Genomic DNA, 18,214 nt, shown 5'->3' on the forward strand with positions numbered 1-18,214 from the left:
TCATCTCTCCTAAACCAAATTTTGAGTATCTTTTTCCATGTACTCAGGATTTTGGAAGCCACGAATACACATAATTTTCGTCTTCGCAAGAAAGGGCCTGTTTGGTGATGCGAAGTGGTTTGAAAGTATCGATCATTACTGCATATTCATAAGTATCTTTTTTGCCGATACTCGCTTCAATCGTTCCAGGATGAGGCCCATGAGGTAATCCCATCGGATGAAGCGTCATCGAACCTTCGCTAATTCCTTTCCGGCTCATGAATTGACCATCCACGTAATAAAGGACTTCATCGCTATCCACATTGCTATGATAGTATGGTGCGGGGATGGCTTCCGGATGATAATCAAATAACCGAGGGACAAAAGAACAGATCACGAACCCTTCCCCCTCAAAAGTTTGATGCACAGGTGGAGGCAAATGAATTCTGCCTGTAATAGGCTCAAAATTCTTGATATTAAAAGCCCAGGGATACAAATATCCATCCCACCCGACAGTATCTAATGGGTGAAAACCATATTCGTAACTGTGCAATTGATTGTGCAGTTTGACGCGTACCTCAAACTTCCCCTTTTCATCATGTGTAACAAGTTCTTCCGGTGTCCGGATATCGCGCTCGCAATAGGGGCTGTGTTCCAGGAGTTGCCCATGTTCGTTGCGATATCTTCTGGGAGTTGTGATCGGACCCGATGACTCGATGACAAGAAAACGGGTCGCTTCAGACTCCATGACGACCCGATAGGTAGTTCCCACCGGGATCACCAGGTAATCCCCTTCCTCATAGGAAAGTTTGCCGAAAATCGTTTCGAGATACCCCTTTCCTTCATGTACAAAAAGGATCTCATCCCCTTCCGCATTCCGGTAAAAATAGTCCATTCCCACTGCAGGACGGCAAACAGCGATTCGTACATCTTCATTCCCCAGAAGATAGATTCGCCCCATGACAGGGTCATTGGATTCGCCCTGATGTTCAAGGGAAAAAGTTGCAAAATGACGATGTTGAAGAGGAATGGATTCCGCATACTTTGGTGTCAAATCTCTAATCTTTCCAACATGCTCAATCTCAGTAGGAGCATTCAAATGGTAAACAATCGATTGAATGCCGGAGAAGCCTCTCGTTCCCATCACCTGTTCCCTGTATAAGGTTCCATCTGGCTTCTTAAAAACCGTATGGCGCTTTGGAGGAATCATTCCCCGTTTTTGATAAAACGGCATGTTATCATCTCCTTTCTATTCAATAATGTTATTTGTGAGGGTTCCCATACCTGTAACGGAGAGGGAGACCGTGTCGCCCGGTTCTAGCCAACGATGAACCTCTTCTCCCAGTTCAAGCAAACATCCGTTTCCCACGGTTCCCGAGCCAAGAATTTCCCCCGGATAAAGGGTGACATCCGCTGAAGCTCTTTCAATCATCTGAGCGAAGGTATAATAAATGGTTTCAAAGTTTCCGGATGAAATCTCGTTTCCATTTATATAAGCTTTCATTTCCAAGCGATAACGCCCGTTGGCTGTCTTGTAACGATCCAATTCATCAGGCGTTACGAGATAAGGACCTAAGGATGTGGCAAAATCTTTCCCTTTTGCCGGTCCCAAACCTACCTTCATCTCTTTTATCTGAAGATCGCGGGCACTCCAATCGTTCATAATCATGTAGCCAAAAATATAATCGGCAGCTTTCTCAGCAGGAATATCTCTACCTTTTTTGCCGATGACACAGGCGAGTTCCAATTCGTAATCCAGGCAACGGCTTAGCTTTGGCCTTCGAATCGATTCTCCTGTACCTACTACAGCCAGATGATTGGAAAAATAGAAGACAGGTATCTCATACCATTCCGGAATCACTTCAAGCCCTCTTCGCCCTCTCGCATTTTTAACATGTTCTTCAAATGCATAGAAATCACGTATCGAAGGGGGCCGGGGTATGGGGGCGAGCAACTTGACATTGCGTATTGGTACTCCAATCTCCAGAATGACTTCCGGTTTGCTTTGTATCGATCCATGGATTTCCTTCCATTGCAAGGAAACCTCTTCTCCCGCTTCAATAAGAGACAGTAGGGATTCAAATACGGGCGGAGAATCCCTTCCTTGTGATCGGAACCAGTCAGCTGCTGCCTCCAATGGAATCATGTACTCTTCATCCTGAAGTTCAACAATCCAGCCCACCTTTTCTTTGCTCTGATCGCAATACGTCACCCATTTCATCCGTACGACCTCCGTTATCGTGAAAAGGGAATAAAAAAACGGCTGCAAAATACATGATGTCTCCCCCCATCTTCGGTGAGTAACACTCATGTACTTTACAGCCGCGTTTATCTACTACAAAGAGATGAAGGTTGTTCATCCCCATAGATATCCGGCTCTTTTAAGATACAGTTGTCATCATTCTCGAAGAATTTCGACATTCAAAGTAGCGATCGAATGCCGACCGAATGGCCTGGATGATGGCCCCTAACGCCGGAACAAAAACTTGATTCCGGATACGTTCAACCAAAGGATCCATTCCCAATTTTAAATCGTATCCCTTTACTAACTGGCTAATGAATTGATTGGTTAGATCCATCACAAATGTGAAAGAAGCATCCATAATCGTATCGGTCTTTCGATCCACAACCATTACAAAACCAATGACTTTCTGTACTTCATATAGGGTGGTACCTTTCGGTAATTGAGCAAAACCCGCTACCAATACATGATTTTCATCATATTCTAGAGGCAAATTACGCAAAAGGTATCGTCACCTCGCTAAATATCATTATTTTTATACTATTTTAACACTTGTTTCACTTGGTGTAAACGCTTTCTGAAGAGTTATAGTGGTGTCAGACAATTCACTTGATTATGCAGTTCGAAGCCGTTCATCCAGTCACGGATTCAGGAGAATGTCGATTGAGAAAACATTTCTTTGAAAGAAATGGTATGATAAAAGTAGGCTCTCACCCTGGAACATTCATTTTGTTGTGATTTCGATAAAAATGAGTTCAAAGACTCCCGTTTTTGTTGTATCATCACATAATAGTAATAAGCTTGAAATGTCACGATAAATGGTAAGGAATCTATGCGAGATTATACTATTTTATGACAAAGCGGCTCAAATCAATGTCTTTTATACCGCTTAAAGACTGAATATAAAGACATCTATACGTTCAGTACCTTAGAGGTGATACAGTTGGACAAAAAAAACATTCAAAGGATCCGCATCATGCAGTATTTTATTGAAGCGACCGTGAAGATCATCAAAGAAGAAGGAATCGAAAATGTGACCATCCGCAAGATCGCCGATCTGGCGGGCTACAATAGCGCGACGATCTACAACTATTTTCAAGAAGTCTCTCACTTGATCTTCTTCGCGGCGATGACATTTCTAAAAGAGTATACGGATGCGCTTCCCCGCTATATCGCGCAAGGGAACAGCCCTTTGGAAAAGTATATCTTGATATGGGAATGCTTTTGCAAATACTCGTTTGCGGAACCTAAAATTTACCATGCTATTTTTTCATCCGATCTGGGCGGGCAACCGGAAGATTTGATCCAAAAGTACTATACGATTTTTCCCACCGACATCACGGATCTCCCGGAAGAGCTGATTCCGATGGTGCTCGAGTCAAATTTGACAAAGCGAGGAAGAATCGCTCTCGAAAGATGTGTCAAAGAAGGATACATCAAAGAAGAAAACGCGGAAGAGATCAACGAAATGGCTACATTGGTGTGGCAAGGAATGCTGACATTGCTCTTGAACAAAAGGCGCAACCTGAGTCCGAATGAAGCCGCACAGGTTGTGATGAACTATATCCGGCAAATCGTTCTCAACGCCAATCACTTTGAATTTCCGGCAAGGCAGTAACATTGTCATGGGCCCGATATCGGTTGGACAGAAGCATGAGGTTAGCGATCCAGCCACAGGTTTCACAAAGCGATCATAAGAAACGGGTCCGAGTTGTCAGCTCGGACCCGCTGGAAAATGGTGAACTTAAGCGGATATATTCGACATTTCGCCCGCTTGCTTCCTGTGGAGGTTGGTCAGCGGCAAAGGTGGGCAAATGTTACGTGTCAGATACGAGACGACAAAGATCGTGATCAAACCGGCCAGCATCGCAAATGTTCGGAACGGGAAGAGCACCACGCCGTCATGAATCATCGGATAGGGAAGTATCGGAGGAAGTTTCAGTAACCGTTCACCGCATCCGACCCGCAAGAGGAAGGCAACGAAATAACCGGCAAGCGAGCCGTATTTGTTCGCTCCTTTGTAAAACAGCGCTGCGGTCAGTTGCGGGAAGAGTATGCAGTAAACCAAGTCGCTAGACAGGTACCACAATGCGTACACGCTTTTTGCCGACAATGCGATTAAAGTGGCCGCCGAACCGATAATGATAATGGCACGTTTGATAATTCTATCCAATTGCGCTTGATTGGCCTGCGGTTTCAGCAGCGGGCGATATACATTCCACGCAGCCATGCCGGACGCCGACAACATGGAAGCGGCTACTGCAGCCATCACGGCGGCTGCCAGTCCACCGAGGGCAATGGCACCTACAAAATCAGGTGTCATGTATTTAAAAACGTATGTGAGGATCATCGAGGAATTTTCCGGTGCAGTCGTTCCAAGTGCTTTCCAGTCAGCGTTGTATCCGGCTATGCCGATCAAGGTGGGAGGTATTGCGGCGAACGCACATAAGATTCCGGCGGTGATGGATAGCCACATGGCCACATTTTCATCTCTGGCGGACAGCACCCTCTGGAAGTAGCTTTGCCACGGAATGCCGCCAAGGATTAAAAGCAATGCAAAATCCCACCAGTTCCAGTACATATCGCCCCAAGCGGGATCTTTCCAACCCATCAAGGGAGGAAACAAACTCATGGATCCTTGCATGCCTTCCGCGTAATGGGCGAATGCCTGGCTGACTCCACCAACGTGGGAGAAAGCAAACGGTAAAGTTAAAAACAACCCGATAAACATAATGGACAATTGTAAAACATCGGTATGTGCAACCGCCCATAAACCTCCAACGACCGTGTAAGCGAGAGCAACCACCGCGGAAAAAATGATAGAAACGGTGAAGCTCAAACCGAGAATCATGCCGAAGGTGGTTCCCAGTGCGGTCAAGATCGCGGCGCTCCAAAAAATTTCTCCGAGTACCGCCGGTACGTACAACAGACTGGCCATCCGTTTGCCAAACCTCGCTTCCAACGGATCCAGCATCGTCATAAATTCATACCGCCGCATCTTTTTGGCGTAGAAAATCCCGCCGACAATCAGGCTTACGGAATAGCACCAAGGCGCTTGTGTCCATACAAAACCGGATTTATAAATATTTTCCGCGGTGCCGGTGATATATCCCCCTCCCACCCAGGTGGCTGTCATTGTAAACATGGAAATCCAGAGAGGCATCGCCCTCCCCGCGACCAACATGTCATCCGTCTTCCCTCTTTTATTTCGAATCGAAACGGCTCCGATGTAATAAATCACGCAATACAGGATCAGGGTCATCATTAATCCGGACCAATAGATCGGAGTGTTTGAAACAAGGGAGTAGATATAAGCAATGGCTGTAAACACGACAAAGCCTGCGATTGAAGTTCGGGCAGGTGTCCACAACTTGGCTCGGTTCTTGTCCGGCATCGTCTGATTTTCCAAAGTGGAAGGCGCTTCAGCCGCTGTATTGAATTCACTCATACGGTTTCCCTCCCGTTTTGAAAGATTGCCGATCTGTTGAAGCAAACAAAGACGGTTCTTTTCGGCTAGTAAGGGTCAAATGAACTACTAAAAATTGGGGTAGTATGGTAAACTATTTGTATTCACTTGATAAGAGCCAGTTCTTTTCAAGTGGCAACCGGCTGAATGTGACACGTTTGGATTGGGACAACCGACATCGTCACATTCGGCCCTTTTCAAGGAGCCGCTTCTGCACCTCCTTTCCGCAGTTGGATTGTAAAAGGGGATGTCGTGAACGCATCACCTTCTTTCGCCGGGTTTCAAAATATCATTAACCAATGTAACGAGCGATCCGTTTGCCCGTTACATTAGTTAACCTTCCTGGGGGAGCGTTTGTAGCCTTTCATCGTATGTAACTCATCATCATAATCCGTGGTTTTATCAGTTTTCTCATAATTGCGATTATTATGAAGTTAAGATATGTCTCTTTCCTTCCCTCTCCTTGCATCGATAGACTTTCTTGATTTCTTTAGAAAGCGATATCATTTGTTCCAAACGGAACTGTATGTCGCATGAAAGCGCTTTACTATTTTCGTAAGTCATGAAGCGAAGCTGCCACTTGTTGGCGAACGCGGTCACCCATTTCATCGGCATTACGAACGACACGATAATGGTCGGTGACAAGGATCGTATCAATCATGAACCATATGAGAGATCCGTTCAGTCAATCGTTTGGCGTTTTCGAATGTGAATGCAGCATGTTTACCTTTTCGGTTTTGAATGATTGTTAAAGATTACTATAGCAAAAAAGATAGATATGTCAATTGCAAAAATTCAGTTAAATTTGTCATTGACTATAATATAATCACGATGATAAAATAATTGTGATTTCTGATAATTACAAATGTTCTACATATAAAGTGTCTGAGGGGGGATTGGAATGCGAAAGATGATGTACATTGACGGAAAATGGGTTTCGGCACGTTCTGGCGAAACGAAGGAAATCATCAACCCTTACAACCAGGAGGTGATTGCCGTTGTTCCGCGGGGTGACCGCGAAGATGCACGCGATGCAATCCGGGCTGCTCGAAAAGCGTTCGACGAAGGGGAATGGCGGAAAGTAACGGCTCCCGAAAGGGCAGACATGCTGTTTCAGGTAGCGGAGAAAATCAGGAAGTATAAGCAAGAGTTGGCGGAACTGGAAACGTTGAATACGGGAAAAACACTCACCGAAAGCCTAGCGGACATGGATGGCATTGCCGCCGTGTTCCAATATTATGCGGGATTGGCAGACAAGGACGGAGGCATGATCATCGAATCACCTATACCGAACTCCAGCAGCCGGATGGTGAGGGAGCCGGTTGGCGTTTGCGGACAGATCACGCCCTGGAACTATCCCTTATTGCAAGCATCTTGGAAACTCGCCCCGGCGTTGGCGGCAGGCAACACCGTAGTCGTCAAACCGAGTGAAATTACCCCTCTGACGACCTTAAGAATCGCGGAGATTTTTGAGGAGGTGGGCTTTCCTCCCGGCGTGGTCAACGTAGTGCTAGGGCCTGGCTCAACGGTCGGACAAGAAATAGCGGAAAATCACGATGTCGATTTGATTTCTTTCACCGGTGGCGGTGTCGCCGGCCGCCAGATTATGCAGGCGGCGGCAGGCAACTTCAAGAAAATATCGCTTGAATTGGGAGGAAAAAACCCCAACATCGTGTTTGCCGATGCCGATTTTGATACTGCGGTGGATTATGCGCTGAATGCTGTATTTTTCCATGCCGGACAGGTCTGTTCAGCCGGTGCGAGGCTTCTTGTGCAGTCATCGATCCACGACAGATTTGTGGAAGCGGTTGTGGAGCAGGCGAAACACATTCGCCTCGGGAATGGATTTGATGAAAAAACGCAAATGGGGCCGGTGATTTCAGCCGAACATTTGGCGAGCATCGAAAAATACATTCAAACGGGCATCCAGGAAGGGGCCAAATTGGTTTTAGGAGGCAAAAGGCCAGCCGATCCCGAACTGCAAAAAGGATTTTTTATTGAACCTACCATTTTCATCAATTGCCATACGAATATGAGGATCGTGCAGGAAGAGTCGTTTGGGCCGGTTCTCACGGTTGAAACGTTTGACACCGAGGAAGAAGCGGTTCGCCTGGCGAACGACACGATTTACGGTTTGGCGGGGGCAGTTTGGACGCAAGACATGAATCGGGCGGAGCGGGTATCTCGACAGTTGCGGATGGGTACAGTTTGGATCAACGATTACCACCCCTATTTCCCGCAAGCGCCGTGGGGAGGTTACAAACAGTCTGGCATCGGGCGGGAATTGTGCCATGTCGGATTGGAAGAGTATACGGAAATCAAACATGTGTATATGAACTTGGATCCCAAACCCATGGGATGGTTTCAATAAAAATCAGTCTGACCAAATCTATCTGAAAAGTGAAAGGAGAGGAAACGACTATGTTCATGCGGTTTGAAAGAATGGGTAGACTCAAAAGTTTTGAAATGCCGACAGTGGTCAAACACGGGATCGGTGCAGTCAGGAACACCGGGGAAGAAGTGAAAAATTTGGGTGTTTCGAGAGTATTGCTTGTCACCGACCCGGGGGTAAGAAAGGTCGGATTAATTGAGCCGGTGCTGATCAGCCTGCAAGAAGCGAAAATCGATGTGGTGATCTTTGATGAAGTAGAACCGAACCCTTCGATTCATGTCGTCGCAAGAGGAACGGAAATGTATCTGAAAAACAAATGCGACGGATTGGTTGCGGTAGGCGGCGGAAGCTCGATGGATACGGCGAAAGCAATTGGAGTCGAGGTGGTGCACGGAGAACCTGTGCTGAATTATGAAGCGGCGGAAGGAAAGAAACCGCTTGAAAAACGGATTCCTCCGTTGACCACCATCCCCACCACCGCGGGAACAGGCAGCGAAGTCACGCAGTGGGCTGTCATCACAGATCCCTATCGCAAATTCAAATTCAATGTGGGCGGTCCGCTGATCGCCGCTCATCTGACGATTATTGATCCTGAACTGCATCTTTCGATGCCTCCGCGCATTACAGCTGCTACCGGAATTGACGCGCTGTCTCATGCGATTGAGTGCTATACATGCCACTATGCGCAGCCGATGACGGATGCGGTGGCGTTATTGGCAATGGAATACATTGCAAAATATTTGCGTCGCGCATATGCAAACGGGCATGACATCGAAGCGCGTTACGGCATGGCTAAGGCCGCGATGCTGGCCGGATTGTCGTACGGCAGCGAATCGGCCGGCGCCGCCCATGCGATGGCACAAACGCTTGGAGGCATTATTCCGGTGGCGCACGGTGAATGCGTAGCAGCCATGTTGGGACCGGTGATGGAATACAACTGGATGGGAGAACCGGAAAAATTCGCCCGCATCGCTCAGGCATTAGGGGTAAATATCCATGGCATGAGCGTTGAAGAAGCGGCGAAAGCGGCGGTGCGCGAGGTGTACAAACTGGTGCAAGACGTTCAGATTCCAAGCTTGGAGGAGCAGGGAGTTCCGCGGGAAATGATTCCCGAATTGGCCGAAGCCGCTTTCCACGACCCGCAAACAGTGGGGAATCCCCGTGACATTAACGTTAAGGGATACGAGTGGATCTATCGCCGTTGCTTCAATCTCGAACCGTGTACGGTTTGACGATGGCCGTCCGTTCATCAATATTCGCCTGTGTGTAACCGGCCTTTCGGGGCCGGTTTCCACTTTCTTTTCAGATCGAGTAGGAAGGGAATAGCCCCTTCCTGCTCGATTGCTTCTTTTTCATCCGAATCCGTAGCGGGTGTTGATCATCGGCGGCAGAGATGCGGAGTCGCCCGCGAAGTGACAAAACACTACAGCAACCCCTGATCCTTCATCGCATCGTGCAGAACCTTGTAACCCTCAATGCCTTCGCCATCAGCCGGCACCCATTCATTGAGCCCTTCCATCTCCATCATCTTGCGGATCTCCGGCTCTGCAGGATCCATCGCAAACAGCAGCTCGCTGAATCGTTTCCCGAGCGCGTCGTCAAAATCGGGCAGAACTGTAAAGTTGCAATGGGAATAGCCGGGGGAAGTCCACACCGATTTGATCTCATCCGAAGAAACCATTCCCTGTTCCAGCATCCGAATCCACGTCGATTCACCGATCGCGCCAGCATCCGCTTCCCCCTGTTTCAGCGCACGCAACACCTCATATTCGCTGGTGCCTGTGTCCCCATGTTTGCCGACATCGAGGTTAAATCGGATGAGTTGCAAATCGGTTTCCGGGTCGATCTCGTTTTGTTTCAGAAAATGATAGGGCAAAATCGCAGCCTGCGCAGAGTCGGCACTGCCCAGAGCGAACCGCTTGCCTTTCAGATCCTGCAAGGAATCGATTCCACGATCGGCGCGCGCGACGATTTTCGAAGTAAAGTGGATGTCCGTATCGCGCATTCCCAGCACTTTCGCTTTGCCTTCCAGCGTCTCCTGTATCCGCACGTACGCCACGTTGGTATTCCATGCGATATCGATGAAACGGTTCAGCAACGCATCGACCTGGGCTTCATAATTGGAGAACAAAACATAATCGATCGGGAAGTCGTTTTTCTGATAATAATCGCGGATGATATCCCAGATTGCAATCACCTTCGGATCGTAGGCAACCGCTCCGACCAACAGTGCATGTTTCTTGCTCATGAACCATTCCTCCTCCGTGTGTCGATCTGTACGCCTAGAACAACGGGATTCCCGCCACCGATTTGCCGACCCATTCCTTTAACACCTCGGTGGTCGGCGCCATCACCGTTCCCGCCCGAGCGTCACGCAAATACCGTTCCACCGGCAGTTGCTGCGTGTAGCCTTGACCGCCGCATACTTGCATCGCCAGGTTCGTGACTTTGATTGCAGACTCAGAAGCCAGCACTTTTGCTTGCATTACGCGAAGCACAGCGTCTTCCTGTCCTTCAATTGCTGCTTTCGACGCATTTCGGGCAAACAAGGAAGCTGCTTCCACCGCACCGAACATATCGGACAGATAAAATTGAATCGCCTGGATATCCGCCAAAGACCTTCCATCCGCGTATTTTCTCGTTTTCGCATGCTGCAGGGCAGTCAGGTAAGCTCCTCTCGCCAGGCCGACATTGACGCCCGACACGCCCAAGATAAAGAAAGGAGCCACCACCTCAAAAATCAGTCCCATCCCGTCGCCTTCCGCTCCGACCAGTTGCGCATGGGGCACGCGCACATTTTCCATCACCAAAGAGATGCTATTGTTCCCTCGCAGCCCGATGCCGTTCCACTCTCCTTCAAAACGGACACCCGGCGTGTCTCGATCGACGATGAACATGTTCAATCCTTTGTCAGCAGTTGGCGCATTGGTAAGAACGAGCAGAAAATCAGCGTGATCTCCGTTCGTCACAAAGCTTTTCCGGCCGTTTAGAACGAACGTATCTTCGTCCAATGCCGCCCGGATTTCCGGCGTATAAAAATGGGCTCCTGTGCCTGTCTCGCTGAAAGCCAGCGTCCCGATTTTCATTCCTTCGGCGATAGGGCGCAGATAGCGCTCTTTTTGATCCTCGTTTGCCTTTGCGGCGACCACCATCGTGGCGCAGGAATGCATCAGATAACACATCGCTGTCGATCCGCAGCTTTCTGCAATCGTTTCGGTGACCGCCACCAAATCTTCCAGCGTTCCGCCCAAACCTCCTGCTTCCTGCGGCACGAGCAAACCGAGCAAGCCCGCTTTTCCAAACGCTTTGAACGCTTCCTTAGGGAACCGCTTGGTGCGGTCGATTTCCGCCGCCAGAGGTGCTATGACTTCGCCGGTGATTTGTTTCGCCAGTTCCAAGACGGATGCCATATGGATCCCGCTCCTTTTCACATAAAATTTGGTGTATGCTCCATTGAAATTTTCTCTGCAGTGGACCGATCGATGCCGATTTGCAGCATGCGTTGAATCCGGTGTTCGTACATCGCCTCGCGCAATTGTTTGACCCTTTCAAAGCCGATTTTCAGCTGTTCTGGGGTGCGGCCTCCACCCGCGAGTATCGCGAGCGCTTCCATCAGTTGCGAGTTCTCGTTGGTGCCTGCGCCTGCCAGAAATTCGTTCCGTTCTTCGGCCGCTTGCACCAGCGCTCCTACCAGCTTCGGGTTACGCATCAACATGTGGCGAACGTGCCCGATCCCGTAGGCGACGTGGCGGCCTTCGTCGATTTTTGCCAAATGGACAATCTGTTCGGTGACCGGATCTGGCGCGTGATCCTCGATGAAGTTCAGCAGGTCGAGAAAGGTGCCCTCGCCTAGCACATGCAGCAAAAACGAGGACTTGAAATAATCCTCCTGAATAAACAAACTGTGCAGCGACCGCTCGGTGAGCGTGGAGGAATATTGCAGTCCACCGCCGTTGGCGAGCGCCCGTTTCATAAACGCTTCGATGTGCCGCGCCTCGTCCTGCACCAAAGTGGACAGGTACATCAAGACTTCAATGTAGTGAGGATGGATCCGGGCCATGAACTTGGCAGGGATGTATAGAGCCGAGTACTCGTTCTCCGCCAGAAAGGTCATGATCTGACAGACGGCCCACTCCATGTCATCAGACAGCGGCCGCAACTGGTTCCAAGCGATGTCGGTCGTCGCATTCCACTGGCTCACTTTCGCCTGTTCGTACAGATCGAGCAGATTGTCCGCCCAGACATCCTCTTTGCGAATCAGGTCAAAACCGAAATCCGGTATGCCGGGCTCCGCCACCGCTCCCCTCGGGACAAACCCGATATAAGCGGGTGCTTGTTCCAGCAGATCGCCGACGCGTCCCTGAAACCAATCCCGAATATCCAGCCTGCCGCCCGTCCGCAAGGGAATTCGGGTGCCCCAGTCCGGTTTCTCACCGGTAGACAGGTGCGTGTTACGGAGAAAAAAACGGTAGTGGTCGCCGCCATCCATCACATTCAACAACGAAATCTTATGTAGTCGGCACCAACTGCGCAAATCGTCTTTCAAATGCGGATTTGTACTGACAATCTCCAATAACTGATTGTCTCCGAGCCGCTGCAGCGCATTTTTGATCAGCAAAAACGTTTCCGAACTGCTCGGCAAATGGCCGAGTTCAAGCCTGTCTTCCGGCGTGACGCCCAGCAACCCGTATTGTTCCGGCGAGGATTCGCTCATTGAAGCCCCTCCTTTCTTTATAACAAAATTCTATCATATTCATAACTATTAGTAAATTCACGATAATTATGAATTCAGCTTTCGCAGTTTCTAGTTCCGTCAAGTTGACGCTAGACAAAGAGTCTGAATTTTGATAAAAAATAATCATAGTTATAATAACTATTTGTCACAATACAATGGTGGAGTATGCAAGGGGAAATGGGGGATGTCATTGTATTTCATTCTGATCATCATAGCGATCAATATTACCTATGTAGCATTATTCACAATTCGAGTGATCCTCGTAATTAAAGGTCAGCGATTTTTGGCATCCGTACTCTCTATGTTGGAAGTATTTGTATACCTCATCGGGCTATCGATCGTTCTAGATAACCTTAACAAACCGATAAATGTTGTTGCTTATTGTTTGGGTTGGGGGATGGGAGTGTACGTTGGAAGCAAATTTGAGGAATATCTGGCTCTTGGACATTTAATCGTACAAGCGGTCATTGATTCACAAGAGGTGGAAATACTTCCGAAATTGAGGGAACGTGGATACGGTGTAACTTCATGGGTGGCTGACGGCAAAGACGGAAAGCGATTAGTGGTACAGGTTTTGACGAAAAGGAGTTGTGAACGGGAACTCGTTCAGTTTATTCATCATCTATCCCCTCACGCATTTGTCATTTCTTATGAACCCAAAAACTTTAAAGGGGGCTTTTTAATCAAAAAATTGAAAATTGATTGAATGATATAATGATCCTATTGGAGGCTGTCCATGGCAAAGGCGGGCAAATGTTGCGAGTCAGAGCAGAGGCAAAAAAAAAACGAGGGGCTGTGTGCCCCTTGGCAGACAGGACTTGTTCATATCTATCCTGTTTTGTGAAACTGGTGAGTCTTAAAATGATTGCGTCAGAGTTGTCTCTCACTTAACTTATGGATCCTACTAGTTGTTGTTTCAACAACACTTGATGATGGAATCGAACTCGTTTCAGATAATGTTTTGCCTTTTGTCTCCGGTGCCCACGCAATTGACACAAGCAGTCCAAGAAATGTAATACCGGCACCGATCAACATTGTTGGGCCAACACCAATACTGGTCAAGGTATAAGGCAGAATAAATGTTCCTATAAATGCTCCAATGCGGCTGAAGGCGGTTCCTACCCCAACCGCTGAAGCCCGAATTTCCGTAGGGAAAAGTTCATTAGGGTAAATCCAGTCAAGCACATTGGGGCCGCCGGAAAAGAGGGCATAAACTGCAAATCCACTGATAATCACCCATAAAGGGGGATTCGGAAACACACCCAATATCAATAACCCTATGGTCATAATCGCGAAGCACCAAATGATCAGCGGACGTCGTCCCATCGTATTCACTAAGAATAATGCCGGGATACATCCTATTAGGAAGAACATGCTAATCAGCGCTTCCCCAATATATGCTAAGTTTCCTTGACCAAGATGAAATGCATCCAAGATTTCCGGACCAAAGGTATATATCGCGAATAATGGTATAATTTGAAATGTCCAAAATAGCCCTATAAATAAGGTTCTTTTTAAATAATCGCCCTCAAACATTTTACTGAATCGAGTTTTTTCTGTTTGTTCATCCAATTCACTGATATCTGCATCGGGTCCGAAAACTCGCTTAACAATCTGGCGGGCTTCTTCTATGCGCCCCTTACTGATCAGCCATCGAGGCGATTCCGGTGTACCCCAACGCATAAGCACGAGTATAAGAGCTGGAATGGCGCTACTCCCGAGCATCCATTTCCAAGAATTTGTACCCGTTCCCATCATGAGTAGATATCCGACAATATCGGCTACCGTTGCTCCCAAATACCACATGACTAATAACATTCCCAACATAGGCCCACGGTACTTTCGGGGAGCGAATTCTGCCAGAAGGGACGTCGCAATCGGGTAATCGGCACCGATGGCGATCCCAATAAGAAATCTCAAAATAACGAGTTCAAGCGGACTATTCACAAACATTTGTAAAATTGAAACAATAATAATTAATATTAGATCGATTGTATACATGACCTGACGACCTATGAGATCCGTCAAATATCCAAAAACCAATCCACCAATAAAAATTCCTGCAAGAGCTGATGCACCGATTAAACCACTCCAAAATGCATCGAGATGGAGTTGGGGACCTAACTGGGTTAATGCGATCCCAATAATACTCAAAATGTAGCCGTCCAAAAATGGGCCACCGGCAGAGTAAATGGTTAATCGCCGATGAAAAGGTGTTAAGGGCGAATCTTCAACTATCGCTTTCGAATCATGCATTTCTCATCCCTCCCTGAATCCTTTACGAATCACATGACTTTCATTACAAGCCGACAGCAAAAGAATTCAGAATTTACAACCCCCCTACTGAAGATCATGAACTCGATGATTTTTAAAAAGATGCTTTTGTATAATTTTTCTGAATTTTAAAATAATAAATAGCGCTAGTTTCCTTCATAATCTCAAATAATCATTCCTCTATCATGTGGCCGGTTGCTTGCGCAATGATCCGTTTAGCGATTTATGATAGATCCCCCCTCCTTCGGTAAACCGAAATCATTTCGAGATAAACAAATGTAAGCGTTTTCAATAATGATGGTAGGTGTTCGTTTTTGGGTATTCTTGTAACAATGATTATAATGTATTCACGATTGAAAAACAATCACTTTTCGAAAAATTTAAAAATATGCTTCACAAATCATATAACCAGGATTATAATATAACCAAGATTATAAAAACGGAGACAGATGTAAGGGGGGAAGACTGAGTGAAGCTAGAAATCGGGAATTTTTATGTACGGGACGTGGTGTTTGGAGATAAAACCGCTTACCAAAACGGAGTGCTGACGATTGACAAGGAAGAGGCGATCCGCGTTGTTTGCGAGGACGAACATATCACCGATGTTGACATCGTAATCGCCAAACCCGGTGACCGCGTGCGAATCACGCCGGTGAAAGAAGCGATTGAACCGCGCTGCAAGGTGTCAGGTGGGGTACTGTTTCCGGGAGCGCTCAATAAGTTGATCCCTGCCGGCACAGGCCGCACACACGCATTAAAAGGCAGTTGCGTGTTGGCGGTCGGCAAACGATGGGGGGGATTCCAGGACGGTTTGATCGATATGAGCGGACCGGGCGCAAAACAAACGATGTTCTCGCAATTGATCAATATCTGTCTGGTTGCCGACACAGATGAAGAGTTTGAACGACATGAACAGCAAAAGAAAAACAGGGCGTTGCGGTGGGCGGGAATGCGCCTCGCCGAATACATCGGAAATTGTGTTCGGGATTTGGAACCGGAAGAAGTGGAGACGTATGAATTACCGCCGCTTGCCCAACGCAGTGAGGATTTGCAACAATTGCCCGGCGTCGTCTATGTCTTGCAACTTCAATCGCAAATGCTGGAGGAAGGCTACAACGCGCTGGTGTACGGGTGGGACGCCAATCACATGCTGCCTACCTTGATGCACCCGAACGAACTGTTGGACGGCGCCGTGATATCAGGTAGTTTCATGCCGTCTTCATCCAAAATATCGACTTACCAGCATGTCAATAATGCAACGATTAAGCGTTTGCTGAGAGAGCACGGAAAAACCATTAATTTTCTGGGTGTGATTGTTTCCAACCTGAATGTGCAATTGGAGGAAAAGGTCCGATCCGCCCTGTTCGTCAGGCAGTTGGCAACGTCGCTGGGAGCCCAGGGAGCGATCGTATGCGAGGAAGGGTACGGAAATCCGGACGCCGATTTTATCGCCGTGATTAACGAGTTGGAGGATGCGGGGATCAAAGTAGTCGGCATCACCAATGAATGCACGGGCCGCGATGGCCGTTCACAACCGCTGGTGGATTTATCGGAAAAGGCGGATGCGATCGTGTCGACCGGAAATGTTTCGCAGCTTTTGCGGCTACCGCCGATGGAAAAAGTGATCGGTGATTTGGAAGCGCTGGCGAGAGACGGCAATTCCGGAGGTTGGGAAGGATGCGTCAAGCAAGACGGTTCGATTGAAATGGAAAATAACGGAATGTTTTGTTCGGATGCAAACACGGGGGATTATTACAAAACGGTTGTCGAGTATTAGGAGGTGAACCGGGTGAAGAAAGCTGTCCATTATATCAATCAATTTTTCGGACAAATTGGTGGGGAAGAGAAAGCGGACTATGAACCTGAAATCAGGGAAGGGGTTGTGGGCCCCGGTTTGCTGTTGAAAAATCTGCTGGCGCCTGACATCGATGTCACCCATACCATCATTTGTGGCGACAATTTTTTCAGCTCGAAGAAAGAGACGGCGATCGAAACGATCCTCGGTTTTCTGGCCGACAAAGAGTTTGATCTGTTTATAGCGGGACCGGCTTTTTTGGCGGGAAGGTATGGATTTGCCTGCGGCGAAATTTGCAAAGCCGTAGAGGAGCGGTTTGGCGTCCCGACCATCACCAGTATGAACGTCGAAAACCCAGCAGTCGAAATGTTCCATAAGCACATGTACATTTTCCCCGGCGGAAACAGTGCGGCTGCCATGCGCAAAGATCTGTCGACAGTGGCAGGTTTCGCGAAAAAGCTGATAAATGGAGCCCAACTTGGCCCGGCCAGGCAGGAGGGGTATTTTCCGCGTGGCATCCGCTTGGAGTCGTTTGTCAATCCGCTGGTGCCAGCGGCGGACCGGGCAGTTGACATGCTTTTGAAAAAACTGAACGGAGAACCGTTTGAGACGGAGATGCCGATGCCGAAAGTGGATCGCGTACCGATCGCCCCACCTGTGGATGTAAGCAGGGCGATCGTGGCTCTAGTGAGTTCCGGCGGCATTGTTCCGGCAGGGAATCCCGACCGGATTCAGTCCGCGTCCGCCACGAAATGGGGAAAATACAACATCGCCGGATTGGAATCGTTACAGCCCGGCGAGTGGCAGACGATTCACGCCGGATTTGATCCATCTTTTGCAAACGAAAATCCCAACGTCATCGCGCCTGTGGACGCTTTGCGTGAATACGAAAGAGAAGGGAAAATCGGCAAAATTCACGATTATATCTATTGCACCGTCGGAACCGGGACATCCCAGGCGGACGCAAGCAGGATGGGCAGAGAAATCGCCCAACAATTGCACGAAGCAAACGTTTCGGCTGTGATTCTCACTTCCACCTGAGGGACCTGTACTCGTTGCGGTGCAACGATCACAAAGGAAATTGAGCGAACCGGGATTCCGGTTGTGCAAATGGCGAATCTGGTGTCGATTGCAAAAACAGTTGGCGCCAACCGGATTGTACCGACCGTTGCGGTTCCCCATCCGCTGGGAAATCCGCTCCTTACAGCTGAAGAGGAGTGGAAGATGCGGAAACACCGGGTCGGTGTCGCGCTGGAAGCTTTGGCGACCGAGATCGAGCAACCGACGGTCTTTGAAGTCCGCATCTGACGGAACATTTTGCTGAAAGGGGT

The 18,214-nt window shown here is 48.2% G+C and carries 14 protein-coding genes; 6 read left to right on the top strand and 8 right to left on the bottom strand.

Annotated elements, in window-relative coordinates; genetic code table 11:
* Nucleotides 1–43 precede the first annotated feature (43 nt).
* The 3 genes from DNHGIG_RS10835 to DNHGIG_RS10845 form a co-directional block, all read right to left on the bottom strand.
* Nucleotides 44–1,213, bottom strand: coding sequence for a homogentisate 1,2-dioxygenase (locus DNHGIG_RS10835; RefSeq protein ID WP_282199632.1), 1,170 nt, complete (start codon nt 1,211–1,213; stop codon nt 44–46).
* A 15-nt stretch (nt 1,214–1,228) separates the two neighbouring features.
* Nucleotides 1,229–2,200: a fumarylacetoacetate hydrolase family protein gene (locus DNHGIG_RS10840; RefSeq protein WP_282199633.1), complete on the bottom strand. Its 972-nt coding sequence runs from the start codon at nt 2,198–2,200 to the stop codon at nt 1,229–1,231.
* Between the two features lie 160 nt (nt 2,201–2,360).
* On the bottom strand, nt 2,361–2,723 hold the full coding sequence (locus DNHGIG_RS10845; protein WP_282199634.1) for a DUF3870 domain-containing protein: 363 nt from the start codon (nt 2,721–2,723) through the stop codon (nt 2,361–2,363).
* A gap of 432 nt (nt 2,724–3,155) precedes the next feature.
* Between DNHGIG_RS10845 and DNHGIG_RS10850 the strand changes: the two genes are divergently transcribed.
* Complete coding sequence (locus tag DNHGIG_RS10850; RefSeq protein WP_369414706.1) at nt 3,156–3,839, top strand: TetR/AcrR family transcriptional regulator; 684 nt, start codon at nt 3,156–3,158, stop codon at nt 3,837–3,839.
* Nucleotides 3,840–3,965: 126 nt separating this feature from the next.
* Here the strand turns inward: DNHGIG_RS10850 and DNHGIG_RS10855 are convergent, their stop codons facing one another.
* Complete coding sequence (locus DNHGIG_RS10855) at nt 3,966–5,615, bottom strand: high affinity choline transporter 1 (RefSeq protein WP_282201407.1); 1,650 nt, start codon at nt 5,613–5,615, stop codon at nt 3,966–3,968.
* 973 nt (nt 5,616–6,588) lie between these two features.
* On the opposite strand from DNHGIG_RS10855, the gene betB reads away from it, so the two are divergent.
* Both betB and gbsB read left to right on the top strand, forming a co-directional pair.
* Nucleotides 6,589–8,058 (top strand): betaine-aldehyde dehydrogenase, encoded by a 1,470-nt coding sequence (gene betB / locus DNHGIG_RS10860; protein ID WP_282199636.1) that lies wholly within the window; start codon nt 6,589–6,591, stop codon nt 8,056–8,058.
* A gap of 50 nt (nt 8,059–8,108) precedes the next feature.
* On the top strand, nt 8,109–9,311 hold the full coding sequence (gbsB, locus tag DNHGIG_RS10865) for a choline dehydrogenase (RefSeq protein ID WP_282199637.1): 1,203 nt from the start codon (nt 8,109–8,111) through the stop codon (nt 9,309–9,311).
* A gap of 191 nt (nt 9,312–9,502) precedes the next feature.
* Here gbsB and DNHGIG_RS10870 read toward each other — a convergent pair whose 3' ends face one another.
* Genes DNHGIG_RS10870 through DNHGIG_RS10880 form a run of 3 tightly spaced genes read right to left on the bottom strand, consistent with a single transcriptional unit; the run spans nt 9,503 to nt 12,793 of the window.
* Complete coding sequence (locus DNHGIG_RS10870) at nt 9,503–10,327, bottom strand: phosphate/phosphite/phosphonate ABC transporter substrate-binding protein (RefSeq protein WP_282199638.1); 825 nt, start codon at nt 10,325–10,327, stop codon at nt 9,503–9,505.
* Between the two features lie 34 nt (nt 10,328–10,361).
* The gene (locus DNHGIG_RS10875) at nt 10,362–11,489 is read right to left on the bottom strand and encodes an acyl-CoA dehydrogenase family protein (protein ID WP_282199639.1); all 1,128 of its coding nucleotides are present in this window, start codon (nt 11,487–11,489) and stop codon (nt 10,362–10,364) included.
* A 17-nt stretch (nt 11,490–11,506) separates the two neighbouring features.
* Complete coding sequence (locus tag DNHGIG_RS10880; protein WP_282199640.1) at nt 11,507–12,793, bottom strand: sulfurtransferase TusA family protein; 1,287 nt, start codon at nt 12,791–12,793, stop codon at nt 11,507–11,509.
* A 205-nt stretch (nt 12,794–12,998) separates the two neighbouring features.
* Between DNHGIG_RS10880 and DNHGIG_RS10885 the strand changes: the two genes are divergently transcribed.
* Nucleotides 12,999–13,520, top strand: coding sequence for a DUF2179 domain-containing protein (locus DNHGIG_RS10885; protein WP_282199641.1), 522 nt, complete (start codon nt 12,999–13,001; stop codon nt 13,518–13,520).
* 164 nt (nt 13,521–13,684) lie between these two features.
* Here DNHGIG_RS10885 and DNHGIG_RS10890 read toward each other — a convergent pair whose 3' ends face one another.
* Nucleotides 13,685–15,070: an MFS transporter gene (locus DNHGIG_RS10890; RefSeq protein ID WP_282199642.1), complete on the bottom strand. Its 1,386-nt coding sequence runs from the start codon at nt 15,068–15,070 to the stop codon at nt 13,685–13,687.
* A gap of 487 nt (nt 15,071–15,557) precedes the next feature.
* Between DNHGIG_RS10890 and DNHGIG_RS10895 the strand changes: the two genes are divergently transcribed.
* Nucleotides 15,558–16,865 carry a glycine/sarcosine/betaine reductase component B subunit gene (locus tag DNHGIG_RS10895; RefSeq protein WP_282199643.1) on the top strand — a complete coding sequence of 436 codons (1,308 nt, stop codon included), beginning with the start codon at nt 15,558–15,560 and terminating at the stop codon, nt 16,863–16,865.
* 12 nt (nt 16,866–16,877) lie between these two features.
* Nucleotides 16,878–18,191, top strand: a complete 1,314-nt coding sequence (locus tag DNHGIG_RS10900) for a glycine/betaine/sarcosine/D-proline family reductase selenoprotein B (protein ID WP_282199644.1) — start codon at nt 16,878–16,880, stop codon at nt 18,189–18,191.
* Nucleotides 18,192–18,214 lie beyond the last annotated feature (23 nt).

The sequence above is a fragment of the Collibacillus ludicampi genome (genome assembly GCF_023705585.1).
Classification (GTDB): Bacteria; Bacillota; Bacilli; order Tumebacillales; family BOQE01; genus Collibacillus; species Collibacillus ludicampi.

What these genes read in the sequence shown, in the direction of transcription:
- DNHGIG_RS10840 (WP_282199633.1), bottom strand. Translation starts at nt 2,200, where the DNA reads ATGAAATGGGTGACGTATTGCGATCAGAGCAAAGAAAAGGTGGGCTGG.
- DNHGIG_RS10835 (WP_282199632.1), bottom strand. Translation starts at nt 1,213, where the DNA reads ATGCCGTTTTATCAAAAACGGGGAATGATTCCTCCAAAGCGCCATACG.
- DNHGIG_RS10880 (WP_282199640.1), bottom strand. Translation starts at nt 12,793, where the DNA reads ATGAGCGAATCCTCGCCGGAACAATACGGGTTGCTGGGCGTCACGCCG.
- gbsB (WP_282199637.1), top strand. Translation starts at nt 8,109, where the DNA reads ATGTTCATGCGGTTTGAAAGAATGGGTAGACTCAAAAGTTTTGAAATG.
- DNHGIG_RS10855 (WP_282201407.1), bottom strand. Translation starts at nt 5,615, where the DNA reads ATGCCGGACAAGAACCGAGCCAAGTTGTGGACACCTGCCCGAACTTCA.
- DNHGIG_RS10870 (WP_282199638.1), bottom strand. Translation starts at nt 10,327, where the DNA reads ATGAGCAAGAAACATGCACTGTTGGTCGGAGCGGTTGCCTACGATCCG.
- DNHGIG_RS10890 (WP_282199642.1), bottom strand. Translation starts at nt 15,070, where the DNA reads ATGCATGATTCGAAAGCGATAGTTGAAGATTCGCCCTTAACACCTTTT.
- DNHGIG_RS10885 (WP_282199641.1), top strand. Translation starts at nt 12,999, where the DNA reads ATGTCATTGTATTTCATTCTGATCATCATAGCGATCAATATTACCTAT.
- DNHGIG_RS10875 (WP_282199639.1), bottom strand. Translation starts at nt 11,489, where the DNA reads ATGGCATCCGTCTTGGAACTGGCGAAACAAATCACCGGCGAAGTCATA.
- betB (WP_282199636.1), top strand. Translation starts at nt 6,589, where the DNA reads ATGCGAAAGATGATGTACATTGACGGAAAATGGGTTTCGGCACGTTCT.